The sequence below is a fragment of the Microbacterium sp. CSI-V genome, from assembly GCF_001984105.1.
Lineage (GTDB): Bacteria > Actinomycetota > Actinomycetes > Actinomycetales > Microbacteriaceae > Microbacterium.
Map to the genome: position 1 here is coordinate 399719 of NZ_MTQM01000008.1, position 13149 is coordinate 412867.

Sequence of the window (13149 nt, forward strand, 5' to 3'; positions counted from 1 at the left end):
GCGACGACGTCGAAGGGACGGATGCCATGGCGGCCAGCGGAGCAGGATTCAGCGACGAAGAACGCGCGGCGATGAAGCAGCGCGCCGAGGAGCTCAAGGCCATGAAGGGGCTGAAGGGCGCGGCGAAGCTCGAGAAGGAGAACGAGGCCTGCCTCGAGGCGATCGACAAGCTCGAGGGCACCGACCGCGCGGTCGCGGAGCGCGTGCACGTCATCGTGCTCGAGGAGGCGCCGCACCTCTCGCCCAAGACGTACTACGGCTTCCCGGCGTACGCGAAGGACGGCAAGGTCGTGGTGTTCTACCAGCCGGGCTCGAAGTTCAAGACGCGCTACGGCACCGTGAGCTTCGATGAGACGGCGCAGCTCGACGACGGACCCATGTGGGCCGTCTCGTACGCCGTGATCGAGGTCACGCCCGAGGTCGAGCAGAGAATCCGCGAACTGGTGCGCCGGGCGGCCCCGGCCGCCTGACACAGCGCCGGGGAGCCCGCATCCATGGATCTGGCGGACGGACCCGTGGATGCCGCACCTCAGCGGACGAGCACTCCCTCGAGCCGCCGGTAGCTGTCTTCCATGCCGCCGATCATGCCGGTGGCGAGGACCATGTCGCGGGTGGCGGCATCCGGGTACTCGATGAGCAGGGTCAGGAGCGTCACGCCGTCCTCCTCGTAGAGCGAGAGGTCGTTCTTCGTGGACGGGAAGTCGGTGCCGCTCATGCGCTCGGTCTGGACGACGCGCCGCGGCGCCTCGATGTACAGCACCTCGCCGTCGAACCCGAAGGCCTCGCCCTCGGTCCCCGGTTTGGGTGCCCACGCGGTGCGGTACGTCGCGCCGACGGTGTCGCCGATCTCGCACACCGTCATGCGCCAGCCGTCGGGGCCGAGCAGCCAGCGTCGCATCAGGTCGGGATCGGTGTGCGCGCGCCACACGAGGTCGCGCGGACCGTCGATGAGCCGCGTGATGCGCACGTGCTGGTCGCTCAGCACCTCGAGCTGCGTGCCCTTTCCCTGCGCGTAGTCGCGGAGGTCCTGCACCACGATGTCGAGCTGGTTCATCGCGAGGGTCGAGCCGTCGACGACGCCCATCGCCACGACCTGTTCGAGCGCCTCGGCCGACGCGAAGCGCGACACGCTCGTGAGGCGCGAGCCCTCGGGCGTCGCTTCGAACGTCAGCGCCATGCGCATCGCCGGCATCGACTCGAGCGGCTCGCCGTTCTCGTCGGCGAAGGAGTCGACCACCTCGTATCCGCGCGGCGGGTCGATGGAGAGGAACTCCCAGGAGCCGTTCGCGTTCTCGCCGGTCGGCGACGTCATGCGGTACGTCGCCCGGCCGCCGGGGGCGAACTCGAACGTGTCGAAGGTCGACGGCCACCCGGGAGGACCCCACACCCGCTCGAGCTGACGGGGGTCGGTGAAGACCGCCCACAGCCGTTCGGGGCCGACCGGGAAGTCGGCGACGAGGGTCAGGGTGAGCGCTTCGGTGTCGGTCTCGACGGATGTGACAGGCATGAGGGACTCCTTCGTCTTTCAGTTCGGTCCGGTGGATGCCGTGGCATCCGGGTCTTCGGCGAGGAGGGCGTCGAGGCGGTCGATGCGTCCTCGCCAGAGGTCTTCGTACGAGCGGAGGAGGCGCTGCACGCGGGCGATGGCCTCGGGTTCGGCGCTCACGAGACGCTCCCTCCCGTCGGCGCGCTTGCGGACGAGTCCGGCCTCGACGAGCACGCCGACGTGCTTCGACACCGCCGCGAACGACATCGCGTATCCCGCCGCGAGCGCCGACACCGACTGCTCGGCCACGAGCGTGCGGCGCACGATGTCGCGACGCGTCGCGTCGGCCAGCGCGTGGAACACGCGGTCGATGTCGGTGTCGGTGGGTGCGATTCGTTCAACCATTTGGTTGCACGTTAGCAGCAGGGGTGAACGGTGGCAAGGCCCCTCGCGCAGCGTTGTTGCACCCCGCCCAACATCCATTCATGCGCATCCACCCCTCTCGCGCGGGCGTAGGGTCGAAGGACGAGGACGGACCGTCCGAGAAGATCTCCCGGCACCGCGCCCGCCCGGGAAGAAGGCCACCCATGGCCCAGTACGACGTAGCGAACCGTTCGGCGATCGTGACGGGAGCGGGCAGCGGAATTGGACGCTCGACCGCGCTCCTCCTGGCCCAGAATGGCGCCGCCGTGGTCGTGAACGACCTCAACGCCGAACACGCGAACGCGGTCGTCGACGAGATCCGCGCGGCCGGGGGGACCGCCGAGGCCTCGGTCGGCGACGCCACCGACAGCGCCTGGATCGCGTCGTCGGTCGAGCTGGCGAACACCCTCGCGCCGCTGCGCATCGGCGTGAACAACGCCGGCATCGGCGGCGCCGCCGCACCGACGGCGGAGTACTCCGACGAGGCCTGGGACAAGGTCATCGCCATCAACCTCAACGCCGTCTTCCGCAACATGAAGGCGCAGATCCCCTCGATCCTCGCGAACGGCGGCGGCTCGGTCGTCAACATCGCCTCGATCCTCGGCAGCGTCGGCTTCGCCACGTCGCCCGCGTACGTCGCCGCGAAGCACGCCGTCGTCGGCATGACGAAGACCGCCGCGCTGGAGTACTCGGCGCAGGGCGTCCGCGTGAACTCGGTGGGCCCCGGCTTCATCGACACCCCGCTGCTGGACGGCGTCGGTGACGACGTCAAGGAGTTCCTGGTCAGCAAGCACCCCATCGGCCGCCTCGGCAAGCCCGACGAGGTCGCGCACCTCATCGCGTTCCTCGCCAGCGACGCCGCGAGCTTCGTGACCGGCAGCTACCACCTGGTCGACGGCGGCTACACCGCCTCCTGATCCCGGATGCCGCGCGGCCCGGACCCCGGGCGGGTCAGGGCCGCGCGAGCTCCTCGAGCTCCCCCTCGGGCAGCACAACCCACCCCTCGCGCCGTGCGGCTTCGGCGTCGTCAGCGCCCGGACGCGAGAAACGGCCGAGAGCCGCGGCCCGCGTCGAGAGCGCCGCGATCATCGCGTCGAACGCGTCGGCGGATGCCACGGCGAGCGCCGCGTGCGGACCGACATCGAACCACGGCGCCCGCTGCCGCAGCACGGCGAGCAGGTCGGCCCGGCGGGTGGCATCCACCCGGTATTTCCTGGTGTCGAAACCCCAGATGCGCAGGGCGCCGCCGGGATACACCTCGAACAGACGCCCCTCCCCGGCGCGGTCGACCGGGAAGCCGCGGGCGGCGAGCCGCCGGAGCAGGCCCGCTCCGCGCAGCGCCGTCACGCCGAGCCGATCGGTGGAGACGCTCAGCGGCCACCGTCCGATGCGCTCGCGCACCACGACGTCGGTGCGGCGGTAGACGAGGCCGCGACGCCAGTCGGCGCCCCCGTCGACGGGGCCGAGCTCGGGCTCCGCTCCGACGTGGTGCGCGCGCACGAAGTCGACGAACGCGTCGGGCCAGCCGAGCGGACAGTCCAGCCCCAGCCACGCGCCTTCGCCGACGGATGCCACGATCGCGGCGTCGTCGACTCCCACCTCGAGCCGCGCGAGCCGCGCACCGCCGCCCGACCACACGATCTCGGCGAGGGCGGTGCCGGGCACCCCGGCGGCCAGGTCGACGCCGATCGTTCTCATCCCCGCAGGCTACGCGGGGGCGTCGACATCGCAGCCCTCTCGCCGCGGGGGCGGCGAACCTGCGAGGATCGACCCATGCCCGCCGACGACGCTCTCCCCGACTCCCTCGAGCCGGGCCAGCACGTGCCGCCGCGGGATCAGCCCCCCGCACCCCCGACGCCGCGCGGCGACCTGCGTGTCGTGTCGATCCTCGCGGTCATCACGGGCGTGATCGTGGTCGGCTGGCACATCTTCCTGGTGTCGGTCAGCGCCGTGGCGGAGCTCGACCAGTTCCTCTGGATCCAGATCGGCATCTGGGCCCTGGCGCTCGTGTCGTTCGTGCTCGGCATCCTGAGCCTGAATGCGCGCATGGCGCGCGAGCTGGCCGCCGCCGGCTTCATCGCGGGGGTCGCGGCGTTCCTGCTGTCGATCTCGATCGGCCTCTTCAGCGGCGCGCTCTTCCTGAGCTGAGGTCGCGCCCGCGGTGCGGCACAGCCCCCGACTCCCGGTCGAGTGTCCAAGACACGCGGACGGGATGCCGCGGCACCCGCGTGTCGTGGACAGCGAACCGCCCGCGCCCGACCCGCGGCACGCAGGCCCGCGGAATGCGCGGGGGCGCGCGACGGTTCGACCGAGCATGACCGACGCCCTCGAGCGCGCCCTCGCCTCCCTCGACGTCCGCGCCGGCTCGACCCGGCGCCACACCCTCACCGCCGGCGGCGACATCGTCCTACCGGCGGGCTCGACGACGCTGGTGTACCTCCTGTCGGGCGAGATCACGGGCGACCTCGCCCTCGGGTCGGGCTGCGAAGTCGACGCCCCGACCGGTGATGGGCACCCCGTCAGCGGGCGTCGCACGCTCCTCGCGGGCGACGCGGCGATGTCGCTCGGATGCCGCGGGCTCGTCCTCTCGTCGCAGTCCGGCGCCGAGGTCATCGTCGTCACCGCGGAGATCACCCCGTCGGAGATCGTGGCATCCCTCCCCGGAACCGTGCTCGTCACCGGGTTCGCGCGGCTCGAGCCCGCCGCCGCGGCGCTGGCCGGCAACCTCGGGCCCCGCCCGGACGGGCTGTCCTGCGAGCGGCCCGGCGACACGGTCGTGTGCCGGTCGATGATCCGCTCCGTGCTGCTGTCGGCCGTCCGGGCGTGGGCGTCGACCGGGGCCTGGCCCGCGCCGATCGCCGACCCGTTCCTCGCCCGCGTCGCCGCCGCGGTCGAGGCCGACCCGGGCCACGACTGGACGATCGACCACCTGGCATCCCTCGCCGCGATGTCGCGGACCGTGTTCGTCGAACGCTTTCGCGACGCCATGGGACGCTCCCCCGCCGGCTACGTCACCGAGGTCCGCATCCGCGAAGCCCAGCGGCGGCTGGACGCGGGAGCCTCGGTGTCGGAGGTCTCCCGCGCCCTCGGCTACGCCAGCGACGAGGGCTTCCGCCGCGCGTTCCGCCGCCACACCGGGATCGCGCCGTCCGCCTGGCGCGCGCGGGCGCTGACGGCGTAACGGCCCGCCGCACCCGGTTCGGTGTCCAAGACACGCGGACGGGGAGCAGCCGCGTCCGCGTGTCTTGGACACTCAACGGGGAGACACCTCCGCGCCCCGCCGCCGCAGCGACAGTCCGAACAGCGCGGCGCCGAGGAGGAGGAGCAGGATGCCGATGGCATCCACCGTCTCGATCCCGGCGGTGTCGACGAGGAGGCCGCCGACGCCCGCGGCGATCGTGATCGCGAGCTGGAAACCGGTGACGACGAGGCTCCCGCCGGCCTCGAGACGATCGGGCATGCGCTTGCCGACCCACGTGTTCACGATGATCAGCCACGACGAGAAGAAGAAGCCCCAGATCGCGACGGCCACGGCCACGGCCGCGAACGCGCCGGGAAGGAGCACCACGACCGCGATCGTCGCGGCGATCACCACCGGTCCCGCCACCGCGAGCCGCTCGAACGCGCGGTCCACGACGATGCCGATCACGATGTTGCCGACGAACCCTCCCACGCCGAACGCGGCGAGGAGCAGTACGACGGTTCCCGGCTCGATGCCGGGCATCCGCTCGAGCGACAGACGTACGTACGTGTAGGCGAGGAAGTGCCCGAGCACGACCAGCACGTGGCCGATCATCCCCAGGAGCGTGCCGGGGCGGAGCAGTGTGTCGCCGAGGATCCGCAGGCTCGACACCGTGACCGCGGGCACCGGGGGCAGCACCGCGCGGACCGCGACGCCGACGACCGCGGTGGCGACACCGACGACGAGGAACGTGACCCGCCAATCGAGCAGTTCGCTGAGGGCGACACCGAGCGGCACCCCCGCGACCGTGGCCAGCGACAGACCCGCCGAGGTGAACATGACGGCTCGACCGATGCGTCCCGGGGCGGCGAGGGCCGCTGCCGCGAGGATCGACATCGACCAGAACGTGCTGATCGCCGCCCCGAGCAGGAACCGCGCCACCAGGATCGCGACGAGGCTCGGGGCGATCGCCACGACGACGCTCGAGATCGCGGCGGCCACCGCCGCGGCGGTCAGAAGCAGACGCCGGTCGAGGCGGGGCACCAGGATGCCGATCGTCGGGGCGACGAGGAGCCCGGCGAACGCCGTGACGGTGACGGTCTGTCCCGCCTGGCCCGGGCTGATCCCGAGGCTCGCGGCCATCTCGGTCAGCACGCCGTTCGGCAGGAACTCGGCGGTGACGAGCAGGAAGCTCAGCAGCATGAGGACGACGAGTCCGCCGTATCTCATGCGGGACGGCGCGGTCACGGGAACCGGGGCGGTGGTGGTCATCCTCTGATGCTCGCGGGCGGCGGGCTCGGGCGCCCGACCGATCGTCCGCGGCATCCCACCATTCGTCCGGGGCGTCGCGCGGGGGCCCGGGTCGGCAGTTCAGTGTCCAAGACACGCCGAATGGCGCGGTGCCGATGCGGCGTGTCTTGGACACTCAACGTCCGGGCGCCCCGGAGCGGCGCCCGGCGGGGGCCGGGTTCAGCCCCGCTCGGCCGCCGCGCGGCGCACGATCCGATGCGCCCGTAGCACGAGGAGGATCCCCAGGGCCCAGAACGGGAACTGGACCAGCTCCGCGAGGCGGAAAGCCGCGGGCGAATACCCGCCCGCCTGCACAGTGAGGGCGGCACCGATCAACAGGATCACCAGGATGCTGGAGAGGAAGCCCGCACCGTTGACCACCCCGGTCGCGGTGCTGAGCAGCTCCGGCGGGTTGTGGTCGCGCACGATGTCGAACGCGACCATGGATGCCGGGCCCCCGACGCACATCGCGGCGGCGAGCGCGACGAGCAGCGGCAGCGGCGCGCGGTCGGGGAACGCCAGGACCGCAGCCCAGGACGCCGCCTGCACCCCGACGAGCGTGAGCACGAGCGTCGTGCGCGCGCGGGGGAACCGGCCGGACAGGGCGCCGACGATCGGCCCGAACACGATGCCGCACACGACGTAGACCGAGAAGAGGGTGCCCGCCGTCGCGGCATCCAGGCCCTGTCCCGCCACCAGGAACGGGAAGCCCCACAGGATCGCGAACGCGTTGCCTGAGAAGGAGGTCACGAAGTGCACCCAGAACGCCAGGCGGGTGCCGGGCGACCGCCACGCCGTGCCCACCGAGCGGAGGACGGGGGTGCGCACCACGGCCGCGGGACGGCTCTCGCGCACGACCACCACGACCAGCACTCCCACCACCCCCGTCACCCCTGCGAGCGAGAGGAACGCCGAGGTCCAGCCGGCGAGCCCCACGAGGGCCGCCAAGGGCACGACGCTGATGATCTGGCCGAACTGACCCATGAGCCCGGTGACCTGCACCGCGGTGGGTGCGAGCCCCCGGGGGAAGCGCATCCCGATCACCCGCAGCAGTCCGGGGAAGATCGCGGCCTCGCCGGCGCCCATGAGAAGTCGCGCGGCGATCGCGACACCGACGTCCGGCGCGACGGCCAGCAGCACCTGCGCTCCCGCCATCACGACCATTCCGACCGTCAGCACGACCCGCGCACCGAACCGGTCGAGCAGGAGCCCGACGGGCAGCTGCAGGGCGCCGTAGATGCCGAGCTGCACGACGGCCAGCAGCGACAGCGTCGCGGCGGTGATCGCGAACCGGTCCGCCGCCTCGAGCCCGAGAGCCGCGAGCGACGTGCGGTTCACGATCGAGACGATGTACGCGAGAACCCCGACACCCCACACGACGAGCACGCCGATGCGCAGGCCCCCGTCGCGCGCTGCGGGGGCCTGCGCGACGACGTCCGTCATCCGCGCGTGAGGCGCAGAGTCACGACCTGGAAGGGTCGCAGCTCGAGCGCGATGCCGTCGCCCTCGTGCGCCAGGTGCCGCGCGTGCGCCATGTCGTCGCGCAGGGGCCGCTCGAGCAGATCTACTTCGTCGACGGATGCCACGGCGAACCCCGGAACGAGGATCGTGGCCGCGCGGCGCCCCAGCGCCTCGTAGACCCGCACGATGACGTCGCCCGAGCGATCGTCGGCGAGCTTCACGGCCTCGATCCGCACGCCTTCGTCGGTCGACCGCAGCACGCTCCACGGCTCGACGACGACGCCGTCGACCGCGGGGCGACGCAGCGGCAGGTTCTGCTCGTAACCGGATGCCACGACGGCGGCGATGTCGGCTCCGGGGTGCACCGCGTACGCGAACGTGTGGTGGCCGGCATCCTGGATCGGGTCGGGCGAGTTCGCCGCGCGCACGAGGCTGAGACGCACCTCGGTCTCCACCTCGCCCGACGCCCCGACGGTGCGGGTGATGTCGTGGCCGTAGGTGGCGTCGTTGGTGACGCCGATGCCGTAGCCGGGCTCCTCGACGTGCACCCACCGGTGCGCCATGACCTCGAACTTCGCGTCTTCCCACGACGTGTTCGTGTGGGTCGCGCGGCGGACGTGCCCGTACTGGATCTCGGCGCTGTGGTGGTGGGCGTGCACGACGAACGGCAGCGAGGCCTTGAGCAGCTTCTCGCGCTCGTTCCAGTCCAGGTCGACCGCGAAGTGCACCCGCACGTCGTCGGCGTTCACCCCGATCGTCTGGGTCAGGCGCGACGTGCCGAAGGTGCGCGTCACGAGCACGCGGGCGCGCAGGTCCCCGTCGACGGTGAGCTCCACCGAGTCCGCGGTGTCCAGGTCGTCGAACGTGTTCCGGTAGTGGGCGTCGATGTCCCACGCGTCCCACGCGTTCGGAAGGTCCTGGTGCAGGCGCAGCAGGTTCGCGGCACGTCCGGCGGGTACGAGCTCACGCCCCTCGACCAGGTCGACGATCGACGTGACGAGCCCGCGCGCGTCGAGCCGCACGCGCACCAGACCGTTCTCGAGGACGATGTCGTCGCCGTCGCGTCGCGCGGCCACGGGGTTCGCGGGGGCGACGGGGACGAGGGATGCCACGCCCAGCGCGGGCGTCTCCACGAGCGCGAGCGGGGTGCCCGCGGCATCCAGGGCCAGAGACCGGCGCGCGTGGTCGGCGGAGTTCACGACCGCACCCGACAGACCCGCGGCCGCCAGCGCATCGGCGATGGAGCGGTCGAGCTCGGCGAGGGCTGCCGCGTAGTCCTCTTCGTTCTGCTCGTGCACCCACTGGATCGAAGATCCGGGGAGGATGTCGTGGAACTGCTGCAGCAGGACGCCCTGCCACAGACGGTCGAGCGTCTCGTAGGGGTAGTCGGCACCCTTCAGCGCCGCGGCGGTCCACCACAGCTCGGCCTCGCGCAGACGGTGCTCGGCCTCGCGGTTGCCGCGCTTCTCGCGAGCGTGCGAGGTGAAGGTGCCGCGGTGGAGCTCCAGATACAGCTCGCCCACCCACACGGGGGCGTCGGGGTACTCGGCCTGCGCTGCGGCGAAGAAGTCGTCGGGATGCTCGATCTCGACACGGGGCGAGCCCTCGAGCGACTCGACCCGGCGCTGGCGTTCCATCATCTCGCGGATGGGCCCGCCGCCGCCGTCGCCGTAGCCGAAGGGCACGAGCGAGGTGGTCGCCACGCCCTTGTCGCGGAACTGGCGCACGGCGTGGTGCAGTTCCTCGCCCTCGAGAGTGGAGTTGTAGGTGTCGATCGGCGGGAAGTGCGTGAAGATCCGCGAGCCGTCGATGCCCTCCCACCAGAAGGTGTGGTGGGGGAACTTGTTGGTCTGGCTCCACGAGATCTTCTGCGTGAGGAACCAGTCGAGACCCGCGAGCTTCGCGATCTGCGGGAAGGCCGCGGTGTAGCCGAACGAGTCGGGCAACCAGATGCCGTGCGTTTCGACGTCGAGCTCGTCGCGGAAGAACCGCATGCCCTGCGTGATCTGACGCACCATGGCCTCGCCGCCGGGGAGGTTGCCGTCGGGCTCCACCCACTGCGAGCCGACGACGATCCACTGCCCTTGGCGATCGCGGCCTTGATGCCCTCCCAGACGTGCGGGTAGCGCTCCTTGACCCAGGCGTATTGCTGCGCGGAGGACGCCGCGAAGCGGAAGTCGGGGTACTGCTCGGCGAGCGCGAGCACGTTCGAGAACGTGCGGGCCGTCTTCCGCTTGGTCTCGCGGATCGGCCACAGCCACGCGGTGTCGATGTGCGCGTGTCCGATGCCCGACAGTCGGTGGGCCGAGGCGGATGCCGGGCGCGACAGCACGTCGACCAGCTCGGCGCGGGCGGCGGCGGCGGTGCCGACGATGTCGTCGAGGCGCAGCACGTTCAGTGCCCTCTCGAGGGCGCGCAGCACCTCGTGGCGCCGGGGCTCCGTCTCGGGCAGCTCCTTCAGCAGCTGGTACAGCACCTCGACATCGAACTGCAGCGCCCACACCTCGGGCTCGAACACCGCGAGCTCGGCGGTGCGGAAGGTGTAGATCGGTGTCTCGGGGGCGGTCTTCTTCGAGCCGAACACGGTGGGCACGAAGTCGTTCTTGAGGATGTCGGGGTTGGCGGCAGCCTCGACGAAGAAGTGCACGGGCTCCCCACCGACGGCCTCTTCAGCCAGACGCACGTAGTGGTTGCGGGGGTGGATGCCCTTCACCTGCACGCCGTCGGGCGTGTGGACCAGGGCCTCGGCCTGGTTGCCGGGCCAGTCGCCCTGGAACCCGGGGTCCAGCAGCAGCTCGACCGTGCGACCGGCCCACTCGGCCGGGATCTGCCCGGTGACCTCGAACCACCACGTCGACCACGCGCGGCCCCAGCTGTCGCCGACGGCGAAGGGCGTGTACTCGGCGGCGAGCGCTTCGGATGCCGGGACCGGCTCGTCGGGCACCGTCCAGGCCGAAAGCGCGACGGGGACACGCGCCGAGTAGACGGCGGGAACGATGCGCTCGGTGAGAACGCGGTGGATGCGCTCTTCGACGAGCGTGAGGTTCTGGTGCACGGTGTCTCCGTTTTCGGGCTTCGTGAGGGTGAGGACGTGGTGCGGGGACGCGGCGCGGTTCGGGTCGGCGCCGCGCCCCCGGGTTCAGCGGAGGTAGGACAGATCGGTGAAGCTCGACGCGGCGTCGTCGAGCAGCGCGCGGGCCACGCGCACCGAGTCGATGAGCGGGTGGTGCGCGAGCGCGCGCAGCGCAGCGGCGCGGGATCCGTGGAGCGCCGCCTCGATGGTCTGCCGCTCGACGTACTTCACCGTGGTGACCAGACCCTGCCCGTACGCCGGGAGGGTCGCGCTGGCGATGGGGCGCGGGCCGTCGGCCCCGACGATGCAGGGAACCTCGACGACGGCCTCGGCATCCAGGCCGGCGAGCACGCCGCCACCGGGGACGTTGAGGATGAGACGCGCCGACTGGTCGTAGGCGATCGCGCGCATGAGGGCGATCGCCACGTTCTCGTAGCCGCCCGAGACGAGGTCGTCCTCGTCCCGGTCGCCCATGCCGGCGGAGTCGCGGTTGGTCGCCATGTAGGTGACCTCGCGCTCGTGACGGCAGGCCTCCCACGCGGCGTGCGGGTGCGGGGCCGTCGCCGCGTCGACCCAGAAGTCGGCCTGCTGGTCGAGCAGGTAGCGGCCGCGGGTGGTCGCGGCGTACTGGTCGGCCTGGAGCACGTCACGGCGGTACGAGTAGTAGTGCAGGTACTCGTTCGGGAGCGCACCGAGGGTCTGGATCCAATCGGCTCCGAACAGGGCGCCTTCCTCGAACGACTCGATGCGCTCGGGAGCGGCGAGCAGTTCGGGGAGGAGGTCGACCCCGTCACGGCGGAGGGCGGTGAGCCAGCCGAGGTGGTTGAGCCCGGCGTACTCGATCTCGACGTCGGCGGAATCCCGGATGCCGAGGGCGCCGAGCGCGCGACGGGCGAGACCGATCGGCGAGTCGCAGATGCCGATCACGCGTTTGCCCAGCACCCGCCCCATGGCCTCGGTGACGACCCCGGCGGGGTTGGTGAAGTTGATGACCCACGCGTCCGGGGCGACGCGCTGGATCAGCTCGGCGAGCCTCATCGCCACGGGCAGCGTCCGCAGCGCGTAGGAGATGCCGCCGAAGCCGACCGTCTCCTGGCCGATGACGCCGTGCGACTGACCGATCCGCTCGTCGGTCGCGCGGCCCGCCATGCCGCCCACGCGGATGGCGGAGAAGACGAAGTCCGCTCCGCGCAGGCCTTCCTCGGCATCGGTGTGGACACTCACGCGCGGCGCGTCGGGGAAGTCGGATGCCTGGTCGGCGAGGATGCGCGCCATCGTGCGGAGGCGAGCGCCGTCGGTGTCGATGAGGGCGACCTCGTCGACGCGCCCGGGGTCGCGGTCCAGCAGCAGGGCGCGATACACCAAGGGGGTGCGGAATCCTCCGCCACCGATCATGGCAAGCTTCATGCGGTCACAATCTCGACATTCCGTCGGCCCAGGGACTCGACGATCGGGCCCTCGAGCGGCGCATCCGTGATGAGCCGCCGCAGGGCGAGGGGCAGGGCGATACGTCCGGCGCCGCTGCCGGGGAACTTGCTGTGGTCGGCCAGCACGGTCGCCGCGTCGCACGCGGCGAGCATGGCCTGCTTGATCGGGACCTGAGCGAGCGTGGTGTCGCGCAGGTCGCCTTCCGGCGACATGCCGCTGACTCCGAGGAAGGCGTGGTCGGCGCGGATGAGGCGCAGGGACTCGGTCGTCAGATGGCCGGCGACGCTGCGGTACACGGGGTCGTAGTCGCCGGGCAGCAGCACGAGGTGCGTCTCGCGCTCGTCGCGCAGCACGTCGTAGATCGCGAGGTTGTTCGTGATGACGGTGATCGCACGCCCGCGCAGGAGACGCGCGAGCTGCAGGGTCGTCGTCCCGACGTCGAGGATGACGGCCTGGCCATCTCGGACGGTCTCGGCGGCCGCGCGTGCGATGCGTTCCTTGCCCTCGCGGTTCACGGGCTCGACGGTGGCGAACGGGGCGTCGCCCTCGCTCATCACCGCGCCCCCGTGGGTGCGGCGGAGGAGTCCGGCGTCGTCGAGGCGCTGCAGGTCGCGGCGGATCGTGGCGATGCTCGAACCGGTGGCGTCGGCGAGCTCGGCGACCGTCGCCGCACGCGCGGTGCGGAGGTGCTGGAGGATCTCGCGGTCTCTCACGTCTTTCATGATGCGATCACCATAGCGCTCAAAATCGCTCAGTAACAAAATGTTTACACGCAAAAATTTGCGCGTTCCTGATCGCTCAGTGCTA

Annotated in this window: 11 protein-coding genes and 1 pseudogene; 4 read left to right on the top strand and 8 right to left on the bottom strand. The window is 71.5% G+C overall.

The window, feature by feature from the left end; translation table 11 throughout:
• Nucleotides 1-26 precede the first annotated feature (26 nt).
• Entirely contained in the window at nucleotides 27-470 is a 444-nt protein-coding gene (locus tag CSIV_RS08485; RefSeq protein WP_077050960.1) for a hypothetical protein, read from the top strand.
• A gap of 59 nt (nucleotides 471-529) precedes the next feature.
• On the opposite strand, the gene CSIV_RS08490 is transcribed toward CSIV_RS08485, so the two are convergent.
• Both CSIV_RS08490 and CSIV_RS08495 read right to left on the bottom strand, forming a co-directional pair.
• On the bottom strand, nucleotides 530-1507 hold the full coding sequence (locus tag CSIV_RS08490) for an SRPBCC family protein (RefSeq protein ID WP_077050961.1): 978 nt from the start codon (nucleotides 1505-1507) through the stop codon (nucleotides 530-532).
• A gap of 18 nt (nucleotides 1508-1525) precedes the next feature.
• The gene (locus CSIV_RS08495) at nucleotides 1526-1891 is read right to left on the bottom strand and encodes an ArsR/SmtB family transcription factor (protein ID WP_077050962.1); all 366 of its coding nucleotides are present in this window, start codon (nucleotides 1889-1891) and stop codon (nucleotides 1526-1528) included.
• Between the two features lie 182 nt (nucleotides 1892-2073).
• Between CSIV_RS08495 and CSIV_RS08500 the strand changes: the two genes are divergently transcribed.
• Nucleotides 2074-2826, top strand: coding sequence for an SDR family NAD(P)-dependent oxidoreductase (locus CSIV_RS08500; protein WP_077050963.1), 753 nt, complete (start codon nucleotides 2074-2076; stop codon nucleotides 2824-2826).
• A 34-nt stretch (nucleotides 2827-2860) separates the two neighbouring features.
• On the opposite strand, the gene CSIV_RS08505 is transcribed toward CSIV_RS08500, so the two are convergent.
• Entirely contained in the window at nucleotides 2861-3607 is a 747-nt protein-coding gene (locus tag CSIV_RS08505) for a DUF429 domain-containing protein (protein WP_077050964.1), read from the bottom strand.
• Nucleotides 3608-3682: 75 nt separating this feature from the next.
• On the opposite strand from CSIV_RS08505, the gene CSIV_RS08510 reads away from it, so the two are divergent.
• Both CSIV_RS08510 and CSIV_RS17855 read left to right on the top strand, forming a co-directional pair.
• Nucleotides 3683-4057, top strand: a complete 375-nt coding sequence (locus CSIV_RS08510) for a hypothetical protein (protein ID WP_077050965.1) — start codon at nucleotides 3683-3685, stop codon at nucleotides 4055-4057.
• A gap of 166 nt (nucleotides 4058-4223) precedes the next feature.
• Nucleotides 4224-5090, top strand: coding sequence for a helix-turn-helix domain-containing protein (locus CSIV_RS17855; protein ID WP_083735065.1), 867 nt, complete (start codon nucleotides 4224-4226; stop codon nucleotides 5088-5090).
• A 72-nt stretch (nucleotides 5091-5162) separates the two neighbouring features.
• Here the strand turns inward: CSIV_RS17855 and CSIV_RS08520 are convergent, their stop codons facing one another.
• From CSIV_RS08520 to CSIV_RS08540, 5 genes and pseudogenes are all read right to left on the bottom strand, one after another.
• Nucleotides 5163-6362, bottom strand: a complete 1200-nt coding sequence (locus CSIV_RS08520) for an MFS transporter (protein ID WP_077051375.1) — start codon at nucleotides 6360-6362, stop codon at nucleotides 5163-5165.
• A 198-nt stretch (nucleotides 6363-6560) separates the two neighbouring features.
• The gene (locus tag CSIV_RS08525; protein ID WP_083735066.1) at nucleotides 6561-7823 is read right to left on the bottom strand and encodes an MFS transporter; all 1263 of its coding nucleotides are present in this window, start codon (nucleotides 7821-7823) and stop codon (nucleotides 6561-6563) included.
• Nucleotides 7820-10896, bottom strand: a pseudogene (locus CSIV_RS08530) (alpha-mannosidase). Before CSIV_RS08530 ends, CSIV_RS08525 begins: the two are co-directional and overlap by 4 nt.
• 84 nt (nucleotides 10897-10980) lie before the next feature.
• Complete coding sequence (locus tag CSIV_RS08535; protein WP_077050966.1) at nucleotides 10981-12321, bottom strand: family 4 glycosyl hydrolase; 1341 nt, start codon at nucleotides 12319-12321, stop codon at nucleotides 10981-10983.
• Nucleotides 12318-13064, bottom strand: coding sequence for a DeoR/GlpR family DNA-binding transcription regulator (locus CSIV_RS08540; protein ID WP_083735067.1), 747 nt, complete (start codon nucleotides 13062-13064; stop codon nucleotides 12318-12320). The genes CSIV_RS08535 and CSIV_RS08540 overlap by 4 nt, the downstream gene beginning before the upstream one ends.
• Between the last annotated feature and the right edge of the window lie 85 nt (nucleotides 13065-13149).

What these genes read in the sequence shown, in the direction of transcription:
- CSIV_RS08485 (WP_077050960.1), top strand. Translation starts at nt 27, where the DNA reads ATGGCGGCCAGCGGAGCAGGATTCAGCGACGAAGAACGCGCGGCGATG.
- CSIV_RS08490 (WP_077050961.1), bottom strand. Translation starts at nt 1,507, where the DNA reads ATGCCTGTCACATCCGTCGAGACCGACACCGAAGCGCTCACCCTGACC.
- CSIV_RS08495 (WP_077050962.1), bottom strand. Translation starts at nt 1,891, where the DNA reads ATGGTTGAACGAATCGCACCCACCGACACCGACATCGACCGCGTGTTC.
- CSIV_RS08500 (WP_077050963.1), top strand. Translation starts at nt 2,074, where the DNA reads ATGGCCCAGTACGACGTAGCGAACCGTTCGGCGATCGTGACGGGAGCG.
- CSIV_RS08505 (WP_077050964.1), bottom strand. Translation starts at nt 3,607, where the DNA reads ATGAGAACGATCGGCGTCGACCTGGCCGCCGGGGTGCCCGGCACCGCC.
- CSIV_RS08510 (WP_077050965.1), top strand. Translation starts at nt 3,683, where the DNA reads ATGCCCGCCGACGACGCTCTCCCCGACTCCCTCGAGCCGGGCCAGCAC.
- CSIV_RS17855 (WP_083735065.1), top strand. Translation starts at nt 4,224, where the DNA reads ATGACCGACGCCCTCGAGCGCGCCCTCGCCTCCCTCGACGTCCGCGCC.
- CSIV_RS08520 (WP_077051375.1), bottom strand. Translation starts at nt 6,362, where the DNA reads ATGACCACCACCGCCCCGGTTCCCGTGACCGCGCCGTCCCGCATGAGA.
- CSIV_RS08525 (WP_083735066.1), bottom strand. Translation starts at nt 7,823, where the DNA reads ATGACGGACGTCGTCGCGCAGGCCCCCGCAGCGCGCGACGGGGGCCTG.
- CSIV_RS08535 (WP_077050966.1), bottom strand. Translation starts at nt 12,321, where the DNA reads ATGAAGCTTGCCATGATCGGTGGCGGAGGATTCCGCACCCCCTTGGTG.
- CSIV_RS08540 (WP_083735067.1), bottom strand. Translation starts at nt 13,064, where the DNA reads ATGAAAGACGTGAGAGACCGCGAGATCCTCCAGCACCTCCGCACCGCG.